Origin of the sequence: Weizmannia sp. FSL K6-0777, from assembly GCF_038593185.1 — a bacterium.
Lineage (GTDB): Bacteria > Bacillota > Bacilli > Bacillales > Bacillaceae_C > Weizmannia > Weizmannia faecalis.
Window position 1 is genome coordinate 226,462 of record NZ_CP151971.1, and the last position, 24,420, is coordinate 250,881.

Below are 24,420 nucleotides of genomic sequence, written 5' to 3' on the forward strand. Positions count from 1 at the left end.
AAGGGTTATCTGAATATGAGGGAATATGGAGTATAGGGGCTGTTTTTCTGGAGGGGGCTGGCCAGCCCCCTCCAGAAAAACAGCGGGATTTCATTTCTCTTGCCGTCTCTATCATTTTTTTATAGAAAATGAGCCAGAGCCCATCATCTCAGTTAGAATAGAGTTAACCAAAAAACTAAATTTCTAAAGGAGAGATTCAGGGATGGCTCAATTACAGATTACTCTAGATGAACAACTTTTGCATCAATTATTTCTTGGCGATTCAAAAGAATCGGGTATAAATGCCCTTTTGGAGGCGATTTTGAATCAAGTTCTGGAGGCACAGGCCAGCGAACAGCTGAAAGCCGAAAAATATGAACGTAATGAAGCTAGAATTGATTACCGAAACGGCTCCTACCCCCGCCAACTAAAAACCCGCGTGGGAAAGCTCTCTTTGTACGTTCCCAGGCTGCGCAACGGTCATTTTTCAACTGATCTCTTTCAGCGTTATCAGCGTAGTGAACAAGCACTGGTCCTGTCTTTGATGGAAATGGTGATTAATGGTGTTTCTACGCGCCGTGTCAGTCAAATCACCGAAGAGCTCTGTGGTTCAGACTTCTCGAAGTCGACCGTGTCGAATCTTTGTGGGCAGCTGGATCCCGTGGTTACGGGCTGGAATAACCGTCCCCTAGAGGGCAGCTATCCGTTTCTGTTTGTGGATGCAATTTATACAAAGGTGCGTGAAAATGGCCGTGTCCGTTCCCGGGGTGTATTGATTAGCTATGGTGTCAACGAGAAAGGCTATCGATCGATTCTTGGCCTAAAAGTCGATGACAGTGAAAGCACAGAGGCTTGGAAGAATTATTTTGATTGGCTAAAATCTCGTGGACTAAAGGGCGTAGATGTAATCGTTAGCGATGATCATGGCGGTTTAGTCAGCGCTGTTCAAAAAGCGTTTCAGGGAGCAACGTGGCAAAGATGTCAAGCTCATTTTCTGCGTAACGTACACGATCGGCTTCCAAAACATTTAGAGAGCGAAGGAACTGAACAAGTGAAAGCCATTCTCCACGCTCCAGACATTGAAACAGCACACACACTACTTCAGTCCTTTCTGAATACTTATCAGGATAAAGCGCCTAAAGTGACTGAAATGGTAGAGGAAGCCTTTGACGATGTCACTGCAGCACTCTCACTTCCGGAGCCGTATCGTCGTCGCCTGAGAACGACAAACGGCATGGAACGACTCAATGAAGAATTTCGCCGTCGGGAACAGGTTATCCGTATTTTTCCTAACCGGGATTCCGTAATCCGGCTAATGGGTTCTGTTCTCATGGAAAAGGATGAAAAATGGGCAGAAGGACGCCGCTATTTGAAGATGGAAGACTATTTTGAATGGAAAGCCAAACAACCGAAATCGTCTGACCAATCCAACAAAGCGACAGACATTTATTCGGGTTAATTACTCTATCCCGACTGAGAGGAATTTACACACAAAAAAAGACTTGACCTAGGAAAAGGGGGGTAATTTTCTCAATGGGTAATATTTTTCACAACAACAATGTCTTATCATTCGTTCTTGTGTCACCTTTTCATTATAATAGACTCAAATATTTAAAAAATGAGGGATCATATTATGCCATTATTAGCAAATAATAAAATTATATTGAGGAGCATATCTGAAAAAGACTTAGACGGTTTATTCAGTTTATATGCTAATGAAGAAGTCATGAGATTTTTTGGAAGAATGGCTGCTAAAAACAAGCAGGAGGTTTTAAAAATTATAGAACAAAATATTCAAATGAAAAAAGAAGGAACCGGCATAAGATATGCAGCTTATTTAAAAGCTACAGACGATTTTGTCGGAATCATCACGCTCAAAAGATACAATGCAAGAAATATGCGAGCTGAAATTGATTATATTGTAGCGCCTGAGCATCAGAGAAAAGGGTTGGCTACTGAAATGCTAGGGCTGTTTCTGAATGAAATATTTAACAAGTGGAATCTGGAACGAATCTCGGCATATGTTTTTTTGGAGAATACTGCATCATGTAAGCTACTGGAAAAGTTCAACTTCACAAGAGAAGGAATATTGCGCCATTGGACTTGTGTAAATGGTAAATTTTACGATTCTTACTCTTATAGTTTACTTTCTTCTGACCGGACACAAAAATAGTAAAAAAGAGTTGGGCGGTAACATGGAACTAAATTGGGGACTTCTGTCATGCATGGAATCGGGAAACGCGAAAGCCCTGAAGTATTCATTTGTTTTTTACTCCAAAACGAAAGAATTTCCGCAATTTGTCAGAGCAAATTCGCACTAGAAAATGCTTATGATTTTTTTAGGAGAGAAAAAGCAATTTCGTTTGACAAGTGATGATTTATTCAAGGTTCGATGGGAATATGAGGCATACGTCATGCTGCAACCGGGCGGTTCAGTTTTTTAGAAAGCCCGGCCGGTTTAATAACTGTATATTGTGAGGTTTTTACAATGGAAGAAATTCATTTAGAAAAGTTCGGATCTGATGATTTTGATGATTATTTAAAACTTTACTCTAACCCGGATGTAATGGCAATGATAACGGAACGGGCGTTGTCAATAGAGGAAGCAATGCAAAAATATCAAAAAGTATTAGATCGAAACCAAAAGTTTAAACAGTTTGGGACATTTAAAGTTTATGTCGGCTTAAAAAAATTCATCGGGCTCGGAAGCCTGGTTTTAAATGAAGAAGTGCCGAGTGAGGCTGAAATTGGATATATGTTACTCCCTGAATATTGGGGAAAAGGTTACGGCGGTCAAATTGCCAGTAAATTAATCAACGCAGCCAATCATGCCGGTCTGCATAAGCTTACTGCAATCATAGATCCAAATAACACTGCTTCAAAAAAGATTCTGTTAAAAAATGGTTTCTGTACTGTAAAGATTTGTGAGATGGATGGGCTTCCGGGAGAGATATTAGAAAAGCAGCTTAGTCAATAACAGGTAGTATTAACGGCCTTTCTCCCTTTTCTTTTTTTAATGCTTCAACAGGGTCACCCGGTATAAGACGAAGCCGGTCTGAATCTCCAAGACCTTGCACGTAAACAGGCCCATTTGTGTTATTAAGAATGGGCCTAAAACTATTTTAACTCACTGATGGTGCAGGCTCTCCAGCTTTTATTGTATTGGGGTGGGGGCTTTGTCCAACCTCATTTTTGTAGATCTCGATTGTTTTCGTCTGGTCACTTCTATTTCAAATCCTTGGGCTACAAGGAGCCTGTAACATCGTAAATACTCTCATATAAAATCGAAAACAGCATGCTGACAAACCGGATACAATCCAAAATTAGATTCGTTTAGCAAGCCCAAATTATAAGGGTTTGCTGACTATCCTTTTTTTTCGTAAACCAATTTTGCCGCCGCTGTTATTGAATGCCTGTATCCTTCTGGTATAAGTTCGTTTTCTAAATGGTTTATTTTAATCCATTTGTATTCTATATGTTCCTCGCTTATCTGAATATGTGACAAATTGTCGCATACACAGAAATATGTTACAATAAACACAAATTTATTTGGAAGGACTTCATATACCCACGAATCAATAATATTTTCAACGCTGCACTTTAAATTCAGTTCTTCTTTGATTTCACGTTTCACGCATGTTTCTGGACTTTCGTTTTTCTCGAGTCTTCCTCCCGGCAACTCCCATTCATTGCGTTCGTTTTTTAGCAGTAATACGTGACCGTTATGTATGATAATGCCTTTAACGGAAACAGGCAAAACAAAACTCATGTTATACCTCCAGTGGCAGTCATCTGTTTTTTATGCTCATTTTACTGCCAGGATTTTCACGTTCTTATTGTCTTTCCTGCTGCAAAAATAACACTGTTGTGGATGTAAATCAAGATTTGGAAAAACCAATAAGGAAAAAGTAGTTACGAGCCTGATAAGCGGTTTTCATTGCCTTTAAGCCAGTTCGGCCGTCATATGGCGGTCAAAAGCGTCATCTACAAAAATCAAGCAGGCAAGTCCATTGTGTAAGCCGGTATGCACCAGACATGATCAAACGAGTTTTATTTGCTAAAGATCTTTTTGACTGGTGTTTCAGCTTACCACCATTAAGTTTTTTTCTTTCGCCTTCGTTTTCCATATCGCAATCCTTCGTTCCACAGCCAATATACAATACTTTTCATTCTTCTATTCCTTGTCGAGGGAACAAGATTTAAGTTGAAAAATTTCTTAATAATATTTAGAATATATGATAAAATGAATACAAAAAACAGGATTTAATGAATAATCCGGCCATAGTGTTTAACGAAAAAGGGGACTGTTTTGCAGAATCTTTTACCAAAGGAGTTCTTGGTTCATTTAAGCGTACCGGGAAATACATACAAATCCAGCCTGCCCTGCCAGCTCAGTGTTAGAATCTGTACTTGATTTTAGAGTAATTTGGGAAAACTTGAGGAGGGTTCATATGCTGCTATTCCATTATCATTTTTGGACACCTCATTTAGAGGAAACAGAAAAATTCTATGTAGAGAATGGTTTTCGAACTTCACTTCGGACGGGGAAATACCAAGGAGAATATCAAACTTTCAATCCTCCTTTGGAATGGGATGATTTCCGGAACAAACCTATTACTTTCAGGATAATTGAAGTCAGGAGAGGTGCAATGAACATCACTTTTGGATTTGGGAAAAAGGTTATGTTTGATCACATTGGATTTTTAGTAACAAAAAAAGAACTCGATAAAATTTGTCACAATGCCCGGAGCATGAACTGGCCAGTTAACACGAATGATAGAAGAACTTTTATAGGAACGCCCTATGGTTTTAGAATTGAGCTTCAAAGTAATGCCGACTCAATAGATGGAACACGATCCAGTGAAAAAATGGAGGGATTGGAGTTAATTTTAAAAAAAGAGGGATTCGAAAGAGATTTATCTAAATTATTAAACAGTCCAGTTCATTTTATTCGCTCAAAAATAGGAGAAACCCCTACAATAAGTAAAGCAGTGATGAGTGGTATCCTTATTTCAAATCAAAAAGATCCCAATGGTGTAAATGTGATTGGGAAGGTTGGAGAAACGAATTAACAATAGCAGTACCCTGAAATGCAGCACAAAGCATTTAAAACAAAGCTATTAAAGAATAAGTGGGGAAGAAAAAGCGGAGGCCAAACTGATTATACGCTGTACCATCCCGGATGTGCACGATGTGATGCTGGTTGAAGACATATGAATCATTCGCTTAGGAATCATTTATAAACTTACCGAATCAGATTTTATGGCCTTGAGAGGATCAAATTATGAAATTTAGAGATTTTCACGTTAATATAAAAGTAAGAATTTTCGAATTATTTGCCAGCAGGTTAGTGGGTAACATGGTACTTCCCTTTATGTCTATATACTTGGCTGATCATTTTGGAACGAAAATTACCGGCTTACTGATCCTCATCAATGTATTTACCGGTATTACAATGTCACTTTTAAGTGGGTATATTGCGGATCAGTATGGCCGAAGAAATGTAATGATCACAGCTGAGTCTTTAAGACTTTGTTCATTTTTTATAATGACAGTGAGTAATTCCCCTTGGTTTGAATCTTATGGATTAACATTTATCGCAATGTGTATGAATAGTGTTTGCTGGGGACTTGCCGGACCTGCAAATCAGGCCATGCTTATTGATGTCAGTACGCCTGATCAGCGCAAGACGATTTATTCTATTATGTACTGGGCAAATAATATCTCTATGTCTATAGGCGGGATTATCGGAGCCTTTTTCTTCAAACGGTATCTGTTTCAGCTATTTTTAATTCTTACACTTATGACAGCGATCATCCTTATCGTCATTTTCTTGTTTATAAAAGAGACCCACAAACCTAGCAAATCGATAGCAACACCAAAAATGACGCCTAGAAAACATATTTTAGAAGTCTACTACACCTACAAGAAAGTAGTCCAGGACAGACTTTTTATAAGTTTTTTAACTGCAGCTGTCCTTTTGTTATCATTAGAAAACCAATTGACCAATTACATTGGAATAAAGCTGGATAAACATATGCCTATACAAGATTTTTTATTGTGGAAGATTGATGGATCCACCATGATGGGGCTATTAAGAAGTGAAAACACGATATTAGTAGCATTAATCGCTTTGTTTTCGGCCAAATTAACACAAAAATATAAAGATAAGAATATATTAGTAGTCAATTGTTTTATATATACAATTGGATTTTCCGGGATTGCGTTTTCAAATAATATTTGGGTTTTATTTATCATGATGGCGCTTCATACTTTAGGAGAAGTACTATTGGCTCCTGTTCAAGAATCTTACATGGCAACCATTCCTCCTGAAAACGCCAGAGGTGCATATTTAGCATTTTATAATTTACAATACGACTTATGTATGATCATAGTCGGAATAACTGTCTCGTTAAGTGGATTCCTGTCACCCTTCGTTATGGCTTGGATATTAACTGTAATCGGACTTTTAGGGACCTTTATTTTCTATTTCATCACGCCTAAGTTAGATATTTTAAAAGATAAAGCTATCAAAGAAGAAATGAGGATTTAGAGATTAATCATTGTAAAACAGTATAAGTGCAAGCAAGATACGTCTGTGGTATTTTCTTTCATTATGGTAAAGATGAAAAGCAGTTTTAGCGAATTTCTCGTGGAGAAAACGATGTACCAAGAAAAATATCGAGAGGATTAAAAATGGCCCTCAAGATTGGGGGATTTCAGTTCTATTGATCCGAGGGAGAGGGATAAATGGAAATAAGATTGCCGAATCAATTGGAAATGAAACAAATTCAACGTCTTACTTCGCAGGCGATTTATGAGGGGACAATGGGCGAAACAAAGCCAAATCTTGAAAAAGCAAAGGAAATCGTTGCATCCCTTTTAAAAAAGGGATGCAGCTACTTTGTTGCGGTTGAGGATCAGCAAGTTTTAGGATGGATACTAACCGGTATAAGCAAAGATTCTTTTACGGAGAAATCAGTCGGGTTTATTTATGAATTGTTTGTAAAGGAAGAGTTTAGAGGAAAAGGGATAGCGAAAGAATTAATGCTATACGCAAAACATTCCTTAAAAGAAGAAGGACTTACGGAGATACGCTTAAATGTATATGAGGGTAATCCGGCTATAAGATTATATGAAAAATTGGGGTTTCAAGTTAGAAGTGTTTCAATGGCTTTGAAATTGGAATAGCCAGCACTATTCTAAAACGTCCATTGGCGCTTAACCGGGTAAGATTTTGAGCAATGATAGAGGGAGAAATCATGGTTTTAAGTTGTTGGTAGCTAAATTGGTTTAGTAAAATGAAAGTTGAGCTTTGTGGCACCAAAGACTATGGAACAGAAGATAGAAGGGCTTGAATGGGAAGGATTGTCCGACGATCATTTACCCCAGGAGGTGGAAATATGGCCTTACAGATGATCATTGTGTTCATCTTGAATTTCATCATATCCTTGATTGGAACCCTAGCTTATTCGGTCAGAATGGTAGGGGTAAGAACAGGGAAGATTGCAGTATCTTTTGCCGTCTTCAATATTTTAACCTTGATTTCCAGGATTGCAGTGACATTTCAAGTACCGCTGCTGACGAAATATGTTGAAGGTCATACGGAGACAAGCGGCTTATTACATATTTTTAACCTTATCATCATTATTTCCGGAGTAGCCACTGCAGTTGGCGCTTTGCTCATTCCAACTTTCCAAAGACTATTTTACCGGGGCGTTTTGTACTTCTCGGCTGACCGGTCTATTCCTAAGCTGGTTCTGCACAGTTTTTCCAAGGCAGGTCTTCATTATATGAAGGACTGCGTTGCTGTACCTGTAAAAGAAAATATTTTACAGCTCAACTTTAGAAAGCTGCCGGTGAAAATTATTATTTACAATCTGGTAACAGTTGCTTTATTAACAGTTGGTTCTTTGGCGCCGATTTATGCGGGCAGTCTTGAACCGGATTTAAGGGCAACATGCATCACTTTATCTTCCATTATTAATGGAGTTGCAACCATTTTGATGTCGATCTTCATTGATCCGCAGCTATCCATCATGACCGATGATGTGATCGATGGCAAATGCAGTGAAGAGGATTTTAGAAAAGTGGTTGTTGCAATGGTAGGTAGCAAAACAGTGGGCACATTCGCATCGCTATTCCTGCTTATTCCTTCTGCCTATGCCATCGTTTTTGTAGCTAAAATGATTTGAAAATGGCCAAAAAGGGGCTTCCTAAATGTTCATTACAGCGGGATGCTAGAGGGTTGCTAGCATTTAAGAATGTTTCTTTTTTCCTTGATCAGCCATATGACACAGCTTATAAAAAGCGAACGCCGGAATACAGCCTGAGATTATGTTAAAATCATATTTGGTTTGAAAAATGATACGAATGGCTGGTGGGCGTTCATGAGAAAAACGCGTGATTGTTGGGTGATGATTTGTTCGATGGCATGGGTTGCCTTTGTTCTAATTTGTTTAAGATTCACCTTTGTCGCAAATTTTGGAGACATCACGAAAGTATTTGTTGAAGAATTGGTACTGCTTGTAAGTGTTTTCTTTTTAAATGTGTTGTTTTTAAAACAAAAAGTAACATGGCGGATAAAGTCTTCTTTTAAAGAAACACTGCTGATCATGATACCCGTTTTCTTTTTCTTTATGATTGATATATTGGTATCTTCCGGTCATGCATTGCTAAATATATTAAAGGCCGGCGGGATTTCAGTGATTGTCGCGCTCTTCGAAGAATATTATTTCAGGGGAATTATTTTTTCTAAAATCAATTTCTATTTAAACGAAGGAAAAGCGGCTTATGCAGGGAGAATAAAAGCCTGCCTGTATTCCGGGTTGATTTTTGGCGGATTTCATTTTATTAACCTTTTTCATCAATCATTTTATATTACAACGTTGCAGGTCATCCAGGTTACTTGTTTAGGCCTAGTTTTATGTGCCTTATATCTTCGCTCGGGAAGTTTAATACTCCCGATCATGCTTCATGCAGCAATCGATTTTATTAGTTTTATCAGTAGCGGGCCGGAAGTGGATGCCCATCTCACATTAAGAGGATGCCTTACGGGGGCAGTGGTTTATATTGTTATTGCATTTCTACTGTTAATTGGAGGCAGAAGGCGTATAGCTGCAAGGACATAACCTGCAAATGATGAAGGCATACTCCTCGCTTTATCTGTCTGCTGGTCCCATATAGTGAATCAGCAGCCGGTTAAATAAATGAGGGACTCCCATCAGCCATTGATCGACTATTGGGACAGCTCCTGTGCAGCCAACAATCTTTAGGAATATTTCTTTTTTCCTTGATGAGTTGTTCAAGTTCATTCAGATCTTCTTCTGTTGCCATGTTACGAATAAAAGAACGGGCGGAGGAGCGCAGGGGTAAATAGCGCCTGTGCTCTCTGTTTTTGTTATTATAAGAGGCCTGGTCGAACTTTTTATTTGTCATATGATTCCCTGCGTTTAAATAATTTTACGAAATACCATACAACAACGACTGTACCGATTACGGATAAAACAGCTCCGGAAACAAGATGAAGTGTTTGATTAAATCTGTCTCCGAAATAAAGATACAATGCAACAGCTGCCCAGAAGAAAATCAACAGTATTTTTTTCATAGTGTTTGTGCGATGCTAAGATATCGTTTTAGCGAGGAAGAAGATAATCCTCTCCACCTCTTTTCGGTTTGGCGGAAGGGTTTGATACAACCGTGTAGCGTTAATCTCCGCTGGTATTTATGCATCGGTGAAGTGATCCAGCATCGCTTTTCCCACTCCCTTTCTAAGATTAATTATACGAATGTATGATAAAACCGCCATAGAAAATAACAATTTTCTTATATCTTTTAACCCACATTTCGCACGTCTTAAATAAAATTCATTTTAATTTTTGAATGAACTATATTTAAACATTTTGGTGGGATGATATCTTCTTATTTTTGAGGAATTTTCGATAAAGTTCTATTGAATTCGACATTCTTTTCATGAATTCCTCCTGTTGTGTGTTATTCGCCTTTGTTTTCGACATTTTTTGACACGTATATTGATAGATCATACCCGCATAATTCAATGATTTTTTTGGCTTGTGAATCAATATTATCGGGTAAGAGCCTTAATTTTTGTCGATTTTGATTTATAAGGATCACGGTGATATCTTCTAATTGCTCTAACAATGCTTGACCTGTGGGTTGATAGAGTTTCCTTTTTCCTTTCAAGATTAGAGATAGGTTCTTTTCTTTCAGTTCTTTTCTAACTCGATATTCTAAAATTCCATAGATTAATAAAGCCATCACATACACAATCCCTAAGGCCTCAACCCTTTCCGGGGTTTTCAAGTAAATGGCATCAATCATTTGTGAATCTTTGATTAATCGGAAACGGGTCTCAACGGCCGACTGTCCTTTATAAACCCTCAAAACTTCTTGATTGGATAGTGTCTCCTCGTCTAATTTATTTGTGATTAAAACAAAAGTGCTGAGCATTCTTTTCTTATTTTCGATAAAATCATGATCTTTTTCAAACGATTCCAGTTGTATCTGATAGATTTGTTCTCGTTTTGTCTGTTCGTCCTTTTTAGGTCTTCCTCTCTTTTTTCGTTTGATAGGTTGATCACTCATCTGGACGTTTAGTTTATAACAGAAATATGAAGCCTTTTGTTTTTTCTTAAAAGATTGAATTGCTTCTAGTGCGTCCTCTTTACAATGAAAGATAACTTTACTTAGTTTTTCTATCTCTTTTTTTAATTTTATTTCTTCCTTTTCGATCGCCCGATTTAGGGTTTTCTCTTTTCGTTGATCTAAATTGTTTGAGTGGACAACAAGAAACCGGTAAGGAAGGTTTTGAATTTGTCTTTCAAAAGCTTGAATTTGGTAAATAGCTGCGTCTTTTTTATTGCTAAGTGAGCCTACCCTTTCCCAGTTATTGAGCAACCATGCCTCTTTCTTTAGTTCTGTGCTTAAACCGAATGTATCAGGTAAACGGGAAATAAACGATAAATTTTGTTGTTGAATTTCCGCTAGATTTTCCGTTGTGATTAATGCAGAATCGGCTTGATAAATGAGATTTTTCCAATCTTCATGGGAAAGGATTTTTCTCATCTTTTGAATGAATTCCACATTCCAAGATTTATCCGAAGTATTCCCATTTTCTACTTTTGCAAGGATAGGAATTCGTTCAGGTGTGACCCCCATCCCCAGAACGATTTGTTTTAAGTCAGGCCTATGGGCCTTACTATACCCGTACGTAATTTGCAGTCCATCTTCCTTCGGTTGTTTATATTCACCGTAAACAGAAATTGATGTTGTATCGTTATGGAGTACACCAATAGGAAGATTCAATTTTTTTAATGCTTTTAATGCAAGGGTGGAATATACTTTCCATGCTTCGGCTTTATACAAGTAATCTAATGCTCTTCCTAATGCATCATCATTTAATTGATCGGGTGAAATCGATGTATCGAAAAGCATCTCAGAATCTAGGTTTTGATAGAATTCATGAACCTTATAAAGGGGCTTGCCACTGCATAAAATGTTTAAGACAAGGGCTTTAATCCTTGTTCCGGGTGAGATATGACAACGGACAGAATCCCATTTGACTAAATTATTAATGGTCTTTTCGAGTTCTATTTCATCACACAGTTTAGATAAAAGTTGAGACGGCCCCACATGTAAGGTTAAAATTTGATCTGACATAAAAATTTCCTCATCTTCCTCTAGTTAGATAATCATTCAATTCTACAAAGAAGGAGAAAATTCCTTTAAAAAAATCACAAAATAGAAAAATTTACGTGCGGAATATGCGTTTTAACGAAAATCTCCGGCTTTTTTCGGAGATACCGAGAAAAAGGCAAAATTTTTATAATTCAACTATGAAGTGGAGAGCACCCCGTTTCTTCTGAGTAAACTAAATTATTAAAAAATTATCTACGTGGCTATTAAGATAAAAAAACGCACGAAGGAAGATGGCAAGCTGGAAAATTGTATGTGTAAAATTTTACTCGAAGGGGCAAATGAGTGGAAAAAAATGGGAAGACGCTCTATCATCTAATTGTACACTTCAAGATGAACATCTAGAGAGAGAGGTCTTCCCATGGATATTATATCAATAATTGCTGGATTATTAAAGGATACAAAGAGTCTTATCGAATTTGAAGAACAGCTTAAACTTCTGATGCAGAAGGCTTTTACACAATGGGTTGGGGAAATATTTGAAGAGTTAGATAAAACAATTAAACAGGAGAAGTTAGAGGAGGGCTGGGTGTACTGCCGGAGTGATAACAGAAACATTCAGTTTCTATTTGGAAGTGTGACCTTTAAACGCTCATTAATGCATGACAAGAGAGGAAATTCCCATTATCCTCTGGATGAATGGTTAGGGCTGGTACCACACCAACGATACAGCCCGTTAGTGGAATTAAAGGTGGCAGAGTTGGCAAGTGAGAACACCTATCGGGAAGTAGCTGATATTTTAAAAGAGTGGACAGCAGTGAGTCTTAGTCACACAACTGTAGGGAACATGGTAAAACACGTAGGGAAAACTCAGGCGGAAGCCGATAAGGCACTTGTAGAAGAGCTAGAAATAGCTGTTTCCCTGCCTGAGGGGAAGAAGGTAGACTACCTGTTTTCTGAAGCAGATGGTGTATTCGTTCGGGGACTAAAAAAGAAACAGAGTATGGAAGTCCACCACGCCATTCTCTATGAGGGATGGGAAACCAATGGTAAAAGGGTCTCCCTGCGTCAGCCCACAGTCATCATGACGACGGAAGACATTCAGACATTTTGGGATGAAGTCCAAGCCACAGCTGCCAACACCTATTCCCTCGAAAAAGCGCATGTCATTACAAACAGTGATGGAGGTGCTGGGTACACAGCTGAACGGTTTCAAACAGCATTCTCACAGTCGGAATTTCCGGTGCTCAACCAGCTGGATACCTACCACGTTGCACAAGCCATCATAAGGACATTTGGGGGCGGAAAGAGCGAGATCAAGGAGCAAATTAGAAAAGCGATTAGAACGCATGACCTGGACCAATTCACGTTATATTTGGATACGCACGAAAGCACCTTGACGGATAAAAAGGCCCTCAAGAAAATCAAGGAATTCCGTTCGTATATCTTGAAAAACTGGGACCGCATTTTTGACTGGAGAGACAGGGTGAAAAACGTGCCGGAAGGTGCGAGAGGCCTAGGAGCGATGGAATCGAATCAAAGGCATATCTCCTTCAGGATGAAAAAAAGGGGCATGCATTGGAGTGAACTTGGCGCAGAAGCCATGGTGAAAATCAAACAAGGCATACTCAATGGGACATTGAGAGAAGCCTATCTGAAACACCGTTCAAGAAGCGAGAGAAAGCAACGGAACTTGAAACAATTCATCAGGATGTCTCAACTACTCAAGCAGCCTGTACGCCCGTCAGTGGGCGTAAAGCACGGATCAGTTGCCCTGCATTCAAGCAGTTCATCGGCAATGGGACATTTAAGCAAAATATTAGAGCTTTCGTTTTAAGCCTGGCTCAGTGGGGACTGATCGTTGAGGCGCGCGAAATTTACGAGACTCCTGCGGGAAAAGCGAGCCAGGAGAGACCCCGCAGCGAGGTACGAGCGAGGAGGCTCGCCGGCCGCCCGCGGAAAGCGAGTGAATTTCGCGCGCCTCAACATCCCCGTTATCCATCTTTATACGGAAATATTACATCTTTTCCGAAAATTACACCGAGCAAGTAAAGCACGGTAGCCGAAAGTGTACAAAAAGAGTGTCTTGGAATACCCGATATTTAAACCTTGTCGAGAAAAACTTGACACATACGGAAAATTGGATGGCTGGTTTTCCCCCTGAAATGCGTTAAAATAAATGTATGCACTTTATCGCGCACAGAGGAGGAAAATATGGAAAAGCAACCTTTGCATAAATTTTACGAAAAAAACCGGCTTGAAAGAATCAAGGCGCTGGAACAGGCGAAGGCCATTTCAGCCGAAGATGCCGCGCTGCTTGAAAAAGGGCTTGTGCTGCCGGATGAAACGGCGGACCATATGATTGAAAACCAGATTGCCAAATATGAATTGCCATATGGTACGGCATTGAACTTTCTGATTGACGGAAAAGAGTATGTCGTCCCGATGGCGATTGAGGAGCCTTCTGTTGTGGCGGCGGCAAGTTCGGCGGCAAAAATCATCAACAAGGCAGGCGGTTTCCGAACGACAGTGAGCAATCGTATGATGATCGGGCAGGTGGCGTTAATGGAAGTTCCGGATCCGATCCGTGCGAAAACGGTGGTGATGGCCCATGAGGAAGAACTTTTGCAAACGGCAAATGAAGCCAAGCCTTCGATTGTGAAGCGGGGCGGCGGGGCCCGGAAATTGGAAGTCCGTCTGATCCCGGCTGATGAAAAAGCCGGCACACCTGCTTTTTTTGTTGTCCATCTCCATATTGATACGCTGGAAGCAATGGGTGCGAATATCATCGATACCATGGCGGAGGCGATCAAACCGCATTTGGAAGAGTGGACAGGGGGACGGGCATTAATGGGCATTCTCTCCAATTATGCCACTGAATGCCTGGCAACGGCCGAATGCCGGATTCCCGTGTCATTGCTTGAAAAAAACGGCATGTCCGGTGAAGAAGTCCGCGACCGGATCATTGAAGCCGCCCAATTTGCATACGCGGATCCTTACCGGGCTGCAACGCATAACAAAGGCATTATGAACGGCGTTGATGCCGTTGTGATCGCAACCGGAAACGATTGGCGCGCAATTGAAGCGGGTGCCCATGCCTATGCAGCAAGGTCCGGCAAGTATCGTTCCCTTTCTATTTGGAGCAAGGCAGAAAACGGAGACCTGCTTGGCAGCCTCACCCTTCCGCTTCCGGTCGGGACAGTCGGCGGCCAGATCAGCATCCACCCTGCTGCCGGTTTCAGCAAGCGGCTGCTGGGTTACCAAAATGCAAAAGAACTGGAATCGATCATTGTCTCCGCTGGGCTTGGCCAGAACTTTTCCGCCATCAAAGCTCTTGTAACAGACGGGATTCAAAAAGGGCATATGGCACTGCACGCCAAATCGCTCGCTATCACAGCAGGTGCCTCCGGAAGCGAAATTGACCGGGTTGCAGAAAAACTAAAACAAAGCGGGACAATTGATCTTGCTACGGCAAAGGAAATTTTAAAAGAAATCAGAGGATGACAGGCGGGGGCACTGAACACAGATAGGAAGAAAAAACACGCGGGTATGAAAAACGGCGCCAAGAATACCGAGGTACTGAACAAAATATAGAAAAAAAACGGTGAGACACGATTATGGTGATGTCCCACCGTTTTCTTCTTTTGGAGCTTTTCAGCGGCTTCTGGCAGGCAGGCGGTTTTTCCTAAAGCTGGATGGAACCACTGAGGCCCGTGCTTACGGCGACATCTCCGTTTTTGAAAAGTGGCCTGCGCTTATTCTCTTTAGCAAAAACGAGAGGCACGCTTTAAGCATGCCTCTCGTTTTTACAGTGCGCCGTGCATGGCGATTCGCTAGGCGGTGTAAGTCCGCTATGGGGGTAGGTAGCGACCAACCATTAGCCAAGAGCAAGGGTGTCCATCGTGAGATGGAATCTGAAGGAAGCTGGAGGCAAAATTCTGACCCGAGGAACACGAACATCATTAGGCGTACTCTCACAGGGTAAGGCTGCTGAACAAGTCAAAGCCCAAAAGCTATCCGGATGTGGAAACGTAAATGGTGCGGGTACATGGAATGAAAGTGAATCACCTTACCACGGGAGGTCTCATGGACAGGTGGAAACAGAGTATGAAACCTGGTTGAAACAAGATTTGCCGTGAGAAGTCAGCAGAAGCCATAGTACGGAGATGCCTGGAGCATCGAAGGAAGGGCTGAACTAAAGGAAGTGGAAGTCAATGAAAGTTACCGAAGAAACGAACAAATGCAGAAAACAGGAAGAAACCTGCTGTCAAAAAGATACTGCGGAACAGGAAGGATATGGCAGAGGGCATAGTTTCAAGAGGATAACTGAAAACAACACCACTAACACCAACAGACAGAACGAATGGATGCTCGAACGAATCCTTTCAAGTAATAACCTGCACCGTGCCTATAAAAAGGTAAAGAAAAACAAAGGTGCGGGCGGTGTCGATGGAATGAAAACAGGTGAACTTTTGGCATACCTAACTGAACATCAGAGGGAACTCGTCCTCTCCATTCGAAATGGGACATACAAGCCCCAACCCGTTAGAAGGGTAGAAATACCAAAAGACAACGGGAAAACAAGGAAACTTGGAATACCAACGGTAGTAGACCGAGTCATCCAACAAGCCATTTCGCAGGTCCTAGTCCCTATATATGAAAGAAAGTTCTCAGACAATAGCTATGGTTTCCGACCACATAGAAGTACACATCAGGCACTTCTCAAGTGCCAAAAGAATGTAAATGAAGGATACCAGTATGTAGTAGACCTGGACTTAGAACAGTACTTTGACACGGTAAACCATAGTAAGCTTATCCAGATATTGAGTGAAACAATTCACGACGGACGTGTAATCTCCTTAATCCATAAATTCCTAAATGCAGGTGTTATGATCAAAGGAATAAGGACAACAAATGATTTCGGTGTTCCACAAGGAGGACCACTAAGTCCGCTTCTTGCCAATGTAATGTTAAACGAATTGGATAAAGAAATGGAAGCAAGAAATCACCGATTTGTCCGTTACGCTGATGATGTGATCATATTCTGTAAGAGCCGAAGAAGCTGCGAAAGAACATACCATAACATTCTCCCATTCATTGAGAGGAAATTGCGACTCAAAGTGAATCGAGAGAAGACGATGATCACACATATTAGAAACATCAAGTTCCTGAGTTATGGATTCTACCTTTATGAAGGAAAATGCAAATTCCGGGTACACCCGAAGGGTGTTCAAAAATTAAAGGAGAAAATTCGCAGAATCACAGGAAGAAGCAACGGATTAAGCGTAGAGGAAAGAAAGAAAAGGCTAAACGACACTGTCCGAGGATGGGTAAATTACTACAAGCTAGCGGATATGAAAAGTCTGGTAACCAGACTGGACCAATGGACACGAAGAAGAATGCGAATGGTAACTTGGAAAAGATGGAAGAGAGTACGCACAAGATTTTATTGGCTCAAGAAATTAGGGATCAATAAAAGAAAGGCGTGGGAATGGGCTAACACAAGAAAAGGCTACTGGAGAATCTCCGGCAGCCATATATTAGCCAGAACCCTTACAAACGAACTCTTCCGAAGAGCAAGATATATAAGTTTTCTGGATTATTATCTGTCTGTACGGTCGTAAACTTTAGAACCGCCGTGTACGGAACCGTACGCACGGTGGTGTGAGAGGTCGGCTAATCAAATAATGATTAGCCTCCTACTCGATTGTTTTTATTAACGTATTGCCGCTTGTGCCCTTCGATTCCGGCAAGGCAAACGGTGGCCGGATCCTCGTTCACCGGCAAGGTAACGGCCGACCCGTCGTTTGGAAGCGATGTGGTAAAAATGGCTTCGTATTCGGCAACGCTAATTTCTTTTCGTGCCTCGAGCATTTGCTGATGGCGGGCCGGCTGCAAGGCTTTACGGTAGCCCGGCTGCAGGATCCCTGAGAAAAATTCCCCGACTGCGCCGGAACCGTAGCTGTACAGGCCGATCCTCGCACCTGCTTCTATATTTGTATTTTGTTCGAGCAGGGAAAGCAGGCTCAAATACAAAGCGCCGGTATAAATGTTCCCGACTATTTTGTTATAACTTTTGCTTGTTTCATAATGGGCCAGGAGTCTTTCGCGCCCGTCTTCATCCGTTTCATCCAACACCGTTCTCAGCGCTTTTAAGCCCATTTTTGTATACGGCATATGGAAGCAAATGGCTTTGAAATCACTTAGCGTAAAGCCGGTTTTTTCTCTGTACTGCTTCCAGACATTTTGGAAGAAACTGATGTATTTTTCATTGGAAAACTTGCCATCCACATAAGCGGAATCCGAATAGACCGGCCGCCAAAAGTCCATGATGTCTTCCGTATGATACACACTCGGTTCTTCAATCGCAAGAATTTTCGGATGGGCGCTTACGACCATAGCGACGGCGCCCGCCCCTTGGGTAACCTCTCCTGAAGTATTCAATCCGTATCTTGAAATATCGGACCCGAGCACGAGCACTTTGCTTTCCGGATGCAGGGCGATATGCCCTCTTGCCATTTGCAGCCCTGCCGTAGCACCGAAGCATGCTTCTTTCACTTCAACGGCCCGCACTTCCGGTTTTAAACCGAGCAGGCGGTGCACATAAATTGCAGCTGCCTTCGAGTGGTCGACGCCGGATTCCGTGCCGAAAATAACAAAATCGATCTTTTCTTTATCTTCGTCTGTTAAAATTTCGAGCGCCGCATTGGCTGCGAGCGTCACCGCATCCTGGGTCACCGGGGCGACGGCCATTTTTTCCTGGCCGATTCCGATTAAAAATTTTCCAGGGTCCTCATTCCGGGCAAGTGCCAGTTTTTCCATGTCAACATATAAATGCGGGGTATAAAACCCGATCTTGTCTATTCCGATTTGCAACTGCTATTCACACCTTTTTTACAGGAATTGTTAGTATGTGTAAAATTTTACTCGACGGGGCATATGAGTGGAAAAAAATGGGAAGACGCTCTATCATCTAATTGTACACTTCAAGATGAACATCTAGAGAGAGAGGTCTTCCCATGGATATTATATCAATAATTGCTGGATTATTAAAGGATACAAAGAGTCTTATCGAATTTGAAGAACAGCTTAAACTTCTGATGCAGAAGGCTTTTACACAATGGGTTGGGGAAATATTTGAAGAGTTAGATAAAACAATTAAACAGGAGAAGTTAGAGGAGGGCTGGGTGTACTGCCGGAGTGATAACAGAAACATTCAGTTTCTATTTGGAAGTGTGACCTTTAAACGCTCATTAATGCATGACAAGAGAGGAAATTCCCATTATCCTCTGGATGAATGGTTAGGGCTGGTACCACACCAACGATACAGCCCGTTAGTGGAATTAAAGGTGGCAGAGTTGGCAAGTGAGAACACCTATCGGGAAGTAGCTGATATTTTAAAAGAGTGGACAGCAGTGAGTCTTAGTCACACAACTGTAGGGAACATGGTAAAACACGTAGGGAAAACTCAGGCGGAAGCCGATAAGGCACTTGTAGAAGAGCTAGAAATAGCTGTTTCCCTGCCTGAGGGGAAGAAGGTAGACTACCTGTTTTCTGAAGCAGATGGTGTATTCGTTCGGGGACTAAAAAAGAAACAGAGTATGGAAGTCCACCACGCCATTCTCTATGAGGGATGGGAAACCAATGGAAAAAGGGTCTCCCTGCGTCAGCCCACAGTCATCATGACGACGGAAGACATTCAGACATTTTGGGATGAAGTCCAAGCCACAGCTGCCAACACCTATTCCCTCGAAAAAGCGCATGTCATTACAAACAGTGATGGAGGTGCTGGGTACACAGCTGAACGGTTTCAAACAGCATTCTCACAGTCGGAATTTCCGGTGCTCAACCAGCTGGATACCTACCACGTTGCACAAGCCATCATAAGGACATTTGGGGGCGGAAAGAGCGAGATCAAGGAGCAAATTAGAAAAGCGATTAGAACGCATGACCTGGACCAATTCACGTTATATTTGGATACGCACGAAAGCACCTTGACGGATAAAAAGGCCCTCAAGAAAATCAAGGAATTCCGTTCGTATATCTTGAAAAACTGGGACCGCATTTTTGACTGGAGAGACAGGGTGAAAAACGTGCCGGAAGGTGCGAGAGGCCTAGGAGCGATGGAATCGAATCAAAGGCATATCTCCTTCAGGATGAAAAAAAGGGGCATGCATTGGAGTGAACTTGGCGCAGAAGCCATGGTGAAAATCAAACAAGGCATACTCAATGGGACATTGAGAGAAGCCTATCTGAAACACCGTTCAAGAAGCGAGAGAAAGCAACGGAACTTGAAACAATCCATCAGGATGTCTCAACTACTCAAGCAGCCTGTACGCCCGTCAGTGGGCGTAAAGCACGGATCAGTTGCCCTGCATTCAAGCAGTTCATCGGCAATGGGACATTTAAGCAAAATATTAGAGCTTTCGTTTTAAGCCTGGCTCAGTGGGGACTGATCGTTGAGGCGCGCGAAATTTACGAGACTCCTGCGGGAAAAGCGAGCCAGGAGAGACCCCGCAGCGAGGTACGAGCGAGGAGGCTCGCCGGCCGCCCGCGGAAAGCGAGTGAATTTCGCGCGCCTCAACATCCCCGTTATCCATCTTTATACGGAAATATTACATCTTTTCCGAAAATTACACCGAGCAAGTAAAGCACGGTAGCCGAAAGTGTACAAAAAGAGTGTCTTGGAATACCCGATATTTAAACCTTGTCGAGAAAAACTTGACACATACGAATTGTTATTGAAATTTGAGAAACTGTACTAAATAATTTAATATAAACGGTGTCGAAATACAACTTATCACGATGCACGGACACCTTCCCATTATAGTACAAGTTGCTAGGATTGTGGATGGGAAATGACAGAGAGGGAGTAAACGTATATGCATGAAGTTGCGATTATCAGCGCCGTCCGGACCCCGATCGGGAAATTCGGCGGCAGTTTAAAAGATATATCTGCTGTGGAACTGGGTGCGATTGCCGCAGAAGAAGCGATCCGGCGCACCGGCGTTTCTGCACAGGAGGTCGATTATGCCGTTTTTGGCAATGTTCTGTCGGCGGGTCTCGGTCAAAATCCGGCCCGGCAAATGGCAGTCAGAGCCGGCATTCCGTATGAAGTGCCTGCCGTAACCGTGAATGAAGTATGCGGCTCTGGATTGAAAGCTGTGCTGCTTGCTGCCCAGATGATCCAGCTTGGTGAGGCGAAAATAATAGTTGCCGGCGGGGCGGAAAACATGTCGCGTGCGCCCTTTCTTGCAGAACAGGCACGCTGGGGCCATAAGCTTGGCAATATGGCGATGGCAGACAGCATGCTGCGCGACGGCCTGACGGATGCATTTGAAGGCATCCATATGGGTTTGACGGCGGAAAATGTGGCGACAAAATTCGGCATTTCCCGCGAGGAACAGGACCGTTTTGCGCTTCGATCCCAGCAAAAAGCCGCACAGGCACAAAAGACCGGCCGCTTCAAAGACGAAATTGTGCCGGTAAAAGTAAAACAGAGAAGAAGCGAGATGCTGTTTTCCGAGGATGAGCATGTCCGCCCCGATACGACGCTTGATGGGCTCGCGAAGCTGAAACCCGCTTTTCTCGAAAACGGTACTGTCACAGCAGGGAATGCTTCGGGGATCAATGACGGCGCAGCTGCTGTTGTTTTAATGGAAAAATCACTTGCGGATGAAAAAAAGATTCCTTATTTCGGGGTCATTAAAGGGTATGCAGAAGCAGGAGTGGACCCTTCCATCATGGGTTATGCCCCTTATTATGCAATTCAAAAGCTGCTTGAAAAGACTGGTGCATCCCTTGAAGAAGTGGATTTAATCGAGCTGAACGAAGCTTTTGCTTCCCAAAGCCTTGCCGTTATCAGGGATTTGGGGCTTGATCCGGAAAAAGTCAATGTTAACGGCGGGGCGATTGCACTGGGGCATCCGATCGGGGCATCCGGCGCAAGAATTCTCGTTTCACTTTTACATGAAATGGAAAAAAGAAATGTGCGCACCGGCCTTGCCTCGCTTTGTGTCGGCGGCGGCATCGGCATTTCGATGCTGGTCGGGCGCACCTGACACCACCGGGATTTTCCGGCTTTTTGGAAAAGTGAGGAAAAAATCTGTCAGACGCAAAACTTTTCCGCTGTTGCTCTTGCATGAAATGAAAAAAAGAAATGTGTGCACCGGCCTCGGTATTTCGAAGCTGGTTAGGCGCACGTGACATCGCCGGGATTTAGCAAGAACAGAAAAAGCCCTGCCTGATGCAGGGCTTTTTCTCTATTTTTTAGTCCGAATGAGATTTTCCCACCTGGTCAGGATAATGTAAGGACTTCATATTTGGATGCTAATTCTGCAAATTGTGCCATGCTGCTGATTTTTCCAGCTGTAAGTTTTTCGTTTAGCCCATAAAAGTCCACACAGGTTTTACAAGCAAGAACGTCCACGCCTTTTTCCTCCAATTCTTTCAATTGAAGGGAAACAAGCGAGCCTTCTGTTAACGTAAACACACCGCGGTTTACGCAAAAAACAGCGGCCGGCAGTTCTTCCTTTTGTTTCAGGATGGTAAAGAAGGTTTCCAACAATCCTTCCCCCAATTCTTGTTCTCCTTTTCCAAGCTGATCCGATGCAAGCAAAATAACTTTGTTTTTCAATGTCTCCACCTCAATGACTTTCTTTCTATTTTAGCAAATCCTGCCAGACTTTTCCCGTGCCAGATACGGCGGCTGCCACAAGCCCGGGGCGTTCAGTGCCGCGGTTTCTTTAACCATTTTTTTGGATGCCTAGCGGTTGAGGGTATATTTGAGCAAAAGCAGGTGAACAAGCTGATAGAATAACGCCAGGATGCAAAAGAGGATAGGGTACGCAATAGCAGAATACACAGGTTTCCAGCCATTGTAGTAAAACGTACCCGTCATGATGAACAAAAACTCAAAAACCATCGCCACGATCGTCCATCCTGCAATATAGAGGAACCGGGTGCGGAACCGGTTTGGAAAAAAGTTGATAAAGGTAATATTGATGGCCGGATAAATCCCAAACAAATAACAAAGGGCTTTCCAGTCGACTCCTTTTGTAAAGTATCCAAAAAGATCATACTTGAGATCCAGAAATAAATTGACGATTAATTCAAGGTACATGGCAAACAGGGTGGTGCACAGCATTTCAATGCCACTAAATTTTTTGGGCATGAGAAAAGCAAACAGATTCAGGACAATCATCAAAATGATAAGGAATACCATGCTTCAACACCCCGATTCCAGGATTGGCTTTTTCTTATCCTATCCTATTTTGGCCGGGAGATTACAAAAAATCGCACATTCCGGAAACCCGGTTAAAGGACGCTCGCCTTATTCTTTGTTATAATTTTACAAGAATAACGTAAACAAAGGGGGATGGCTCGGTTGGCGAAAAAAGTATTGGTATACAGCGAACTGTCTGGGGATTTGATTGAAAAGCTGAAGGAAACATTTGAAGTACGCTACATACCGGGGGGCAAGGATATTTCCGATCTTCTGCCTGACTTAGCGGAAGCGGACGGGCTGCTTGGTTCCTGGCTCCGGGCAGGAAAAGAATTGCTGGACCACGCACCGGCCTTGAAAATCATCAGCAATATAACGGTCGGATATGACAATCTCGATATCCCGTTGCTAACAGAGCGGGGGATTATGGCAACCAATACGCCGGGTGTGCTCGATGAAACAACAGCGGATACCATCTTTGGCTTGATGCTTGCAGCGGCGCGGCGATTTACGGAACTGGACCGGCTTGTCAAAAACGGAAATTGGAAAGCGCCTGTTTCCACTGAGCATTACGGCATTGATATTCACCATAAAACGCTTGGCATTATCGGAATGGGCAGAATCGGAAGCAAAATTGCGAAACGGGCCCATTTCGGTTTTGATATGGACATTTTATACCATAACCGTTCCCGCGACCCGGAAGCCGAGCAGCTGTATGATGCGGTATACTGTGAGCTTGATGAACTGCTGGAAAAATCGGATTTCATTTGCCTGATGGTGCCGCTTACCCCGGAAACGCACCGGTTAATCGGGGAACGGGAATTCAAAATGATGAAGAAAACGGCCGTTTTTGTCAATGGTTCAAGGGGTAAGACAGTAGATGAAGCGGCGCTTGTCAAAGCCCTTCAGGAAAAAATCATTTATGCGGCCGGCCTTGATGTATATGAACAGGAACCTGTTTCGCCGGATAACCCGCTTTTAAAAATGGATAATGTCGTCACCCTTCCGCACGTTGGCTCTGCTACACACGAAACACGCTATGCAATGGCAAAACTGGCGGTTGAAAATCTCACGAAAGGGCTGCTTGGAGAATGTCCGCCCAATTTGATTAACCGGGAAGTTTTCCGCGGCCGGGCGTAATCACGAACGCTTGCTGAACGATTCCGATTCGTTCGGCAAGCGCTGTTTTGTTTTGGCATGATGCAGGGAAAGCTTGAAAGACACGGGCGAAGAATCCTGATGGCAATGGAACGGTTCTGATAAACATGATTGCTGTATTTTTACAATGAGCGTTCCCCGGCCGGGTTGCTTGCCGGGGAACGCCACTGTTTTTACGGCGGGAGCATCCGCTTTTTTTATTTTCCAAGGGGTATATCAATGAGTAAGCGGGGATGTAGACAAACCATTCGTTAATGTAATATAATGAGGAACAATTGTTCTTTTTTGGCAGATTTATTTTATAAAAATATCCAATGTTGGCCTGATTCGACCAAGAGAGATCCTTATAAGGAATGGAACCGTGTGTAAAACGGTTGTCAGTGTGAAAATCCCGCAAAATTTTG

At 42.4% G+C, this 24,420-nt stretch carries 20 protein-coding genes; 14 read left to right on the forward strand and 6 right to left on the reverse strand.

The window, feature by feature from the left end; genetic code table 11:
- Positions 1–202 precede the first annotated feature (202 nt).
- The 3 genes from NST70_RS01195 to NST70_RS01205 all read left to right on the forward strand — a co-directional run bounded on the left by NST70_RS01195 (position 203) and on the right by NST70_RS01205 (position 2,956).
- Complete coding sequence (locus NST70_RS01195; RefSeq protein WP_026684065.1) at positions 203–1,438, forward strand: IS256 family transposase; 1,236 nt, start codon at positions 203–205, stop codon at positions 1,436–1,438.
- Between the two features lie 174 nt (positions 1,439–1,612).
- On the forward strand, positions 1,613–2,152 hold the full coding sequence (locus tag NST70_RS01200) for a GNAT family N-acetyltransferase (RefSeq protein ID WP_014096430.1): 540 nt from the start codon (positions 1,613–1,615) through the stop codon (positions 2,150–2,152).
- Positions 2,153–2,467: 315 nt separating this feature from the next.
- Positions 2,468–2,956 (forward strand): GNAT family N-acetyltransferase, encoded by a 489-nt coding sequence (locus NST70_RS01205; RefSeq protein WP_014096428.1) that lies wholly within the window; start codon positions 2,468–2,470, stop codon positions 2,954–2,956.
- A 387-nt stretch (positions 2,957–3,343) separates the two neighbouring features.
- Here NST70_RS01205 and NST70_RS01210 read toward each other — a convergent pair whose 3' ends face one another.
- Positions 3,344–3,748 carry an NUDIX hydrolase gene (locus NST70_RS01210; protein ID WP_014096427.1) on the reverse strand — a complete coding sequence of 135 codons (405 nt, stop codon included), beginning with the start codon at positions 3,746–3,748 and terminating at the stop codon, positions 3,344–3,346.
- A 682-nt stretch (positions 3,749–4,430) separates the two neighbouring features.
- On the opposite strand from NST70_RS01210, the gene NST70_RS01215 reads away from it, so the two are divergent.
- From NST70_RS01215 to NST70_RS01235, 5 genes are all read left to right on the forward strand, one after another.
- Positions 4,431–5,051 (forward strand): hypothetical protein, encoded by a 621-nt coding sequence (locus NST70_RS01215; RefSeq protein ID WP_017550280.1) that lies wholly within the window; start codon positions 4,431–4,433, stop codon positions 5,049–5,051.
- 212 nt (positions 5,052–5,263) lie between these two features.
- On the forward strand, positions 5,264–6,532 hold the full coding sequence (locus NST70_RS01220; protein ID WP_014096424.1) for an MFS transporter: 1,269 nt from the start codon (positions 5,264–5,266) through the stop codon (positions 6,530–6,532).
- 197 nt (positions 6,533–6,729) lie between these two features.
- Positions 6,730–7,170 carry a GNAT family N-acetyltransferase gene (locus tag NST70_RS01225; protein ID WP_014096423.1) on the forward strand — a complete coding sequence of 147 codons (441 nt, stop codon included), beginning with the start codon at positions 6,730–6,732 and terminating at the stop codon, positions 7,168–7,170.
- Between the two features lie 212 nt (positions 7,171–7,382).
- On the forward strand, positions 7,383–8,174 hold the full coding sequence (locus NST70_RS01230) for a lipid II flippase Amj family protein (protein WP_014096422.1): 792 nt from the start codon (positions 7,383–7,385) through the stop codon (positions 8,172–8,174).
- Positions 8,175–8,369: 195 nt separating this feature from the next.
- A complete protein-coding gene (locus tag NST70_RS01235; RefSeq protein WP_014096421.1) occupies positions 8,370–9,110 on the forward strand; it encodes a CPBP family intramembrane glutamic endopeptidase in 741 nt (246 codons plus the stop codon).
- A gap of 70 nt (positions 9,111–9,180) precedes the next feature.
- Here NST70_RS01235 and NST70_RS01240 read toward each other — a convergent pair whose 3' ends face one another.
- Positions 9,181–9,417 carry a hypothetical protein gene (locus NST70_RS01240; protein WP_014096420.1) on the reverse strand — a complete coding sequence of 79 codons (237 nt, stop codon included), beginning with the start codon at positions 9,415–9,417 and terminating at the stop codon, positions 9,181–9,183.
- 555 nt (positions 9,418–9,972) lie between these two features.
- Positions 9,973–11,658: an IS1634 family transposase gene (locus tag NST70_RS01245; RefSeq protein WP_014096930.1), complete on the reverse strand. Its 1,686-nt coding sequence runs from the start codon at positions 11,656–11,658 to the stop codon at positions 9,973–9,975.
- A gap of 397 nt (positions 11,659–12,055) precedes the next feature.
- On the opposite strand from NST70_RS01245, the gene NST70_RS01250 reads away from it, so the two are divergent.
- The 3 genes from NST70_RS01250 (at position 12,056) to ltrA (ending at position 17,258) form a co-directional block, all read left to right on the forward strand.
- Positions 12,056–13,471 (forward strand): ISLre2-like element ISBco6 family transposase, encoded by a 1,416-nt coding sequence (locus NST70_RS01250; protein WP_342475533.1) that lies wholly within the window; start codon positions 12,056–12,058, stop codon positions 13,469–13,471.
- A 377-nt stretch (positions 13,472–13,848) separates the two neighbouring features.
- Positions 13,849–15,138, forward strand: a complete 1,290-nt coding sequence (locus NST70_RS01255) for a hydroxymethylglutaryl-CoA reductase, degradative (protein ID WP_014096418.1) — start codon at positions 13,849–13,851, stop codon at positions 15,136–15,138.
- Between the two features lie 710 nt (positions 15,139–15,848).
- Entirely contained in the window at positions 15,849–17,258 is a 1,410-nt protein-coding gene (gene ltrA / locus NST70_RS01260) for a group II intron reverse transcriptase/maturase (RefSeq protein ID WP_043052493.1), read from the forward strand.
- A gap of 67 nt (positions 17,259–17,325) precedes the next feature.
- Here ltrA and NST70_RS01265 read toward each other — a convergent pair whose 3' ends face one another.
- Complete coding sequence (locus NST70_RS01265) at positions 17,326–18,510, reverse strand: hydroxymethylglutaryl-CoA synthase (RefSeq protein WP_017552043.1); 1,185 nt, start codon at positions 18,508–18,510, stop codon at positions 17,326–17,328.
- Between the two features lie 143 nt (positions 18,511–18,653).
- Here NST70_RS01265 and NST70_RS01270 point away from each other — a divergent pair, with 143 nt between their 5' ends.
- Complete coding sequence (locus NST70_RS01270; RefSeq protein WP_100183691.1) at positions 18,654–20,069, forward strand: ISLre2-like element ISBco6 family transposase; 1,416 nt, start codon at positions 18,654–18,656, stop codon at positions 20,067–20,069.
- Between the two features lie 447 nt (positions 20,070–20,516).
- Positions 20,517–21,695: an acetyl-CoA C-acetyltransferase gene (locus tag NST70_RS01275; protein ID WP_014096414.1), complete on the forward strand. Its 1,179-nt coding sequence runs from the start codon at positions 20,517–20,519 to the stop codon at positions 21,693–21,695.
- Between the two features lie 236 nt (positions 21,696–21,931).
- Here NST70_RS01275 and NST70_RS01280 read toward each other — a convergent pair whose 3' ends face one another.
- Together NST70_RS01280 and NST70_RS01285 are read right to left on the reverse strand one after the other, a co-directional pair.
- On the reverse strand, positions 21,932–22,270 hold the full coding sequence (locus NST70_RS01280) for a DsrE family protein (protein ID WP_014096413.1): 339 nt from the start codon (positions 22,268–22,270) through the stop codon (positions 21,932–21,934).
- Between the two features lie 129 nt (positions 22,271–22,399).
- Positions 22,400–22,858 carry a CBO0543 family protein gene (locus NST70_RS01285; protein WP_014096412.1) on the reverse strand — a complete coding sequence of 153 codons (459 nt, stop codon included), beginning with the start codon at positions 22,856–22,858 and terminating at the stop codon, positions 22,400–22,402.
- 162 nt (positions 22,859–23,020) lie between these two features.
- On the opposite strand from NST70_RS01285, the gene NST70_RS01290 reads away from it, so the two are divergent.
- Positions 23,021–23,998, forward strand: coding sequence for a D-glycerate dehydrogenase (locus tag NST70_RS01290; RefSeq protein ID WP_342475535.1), 978 nt, complete (start codon positions 23,021–23,023; stop codon positions 23,996–23,998).
- Positions 23,999–24,420: the final 422 nt, after the last annotated feature.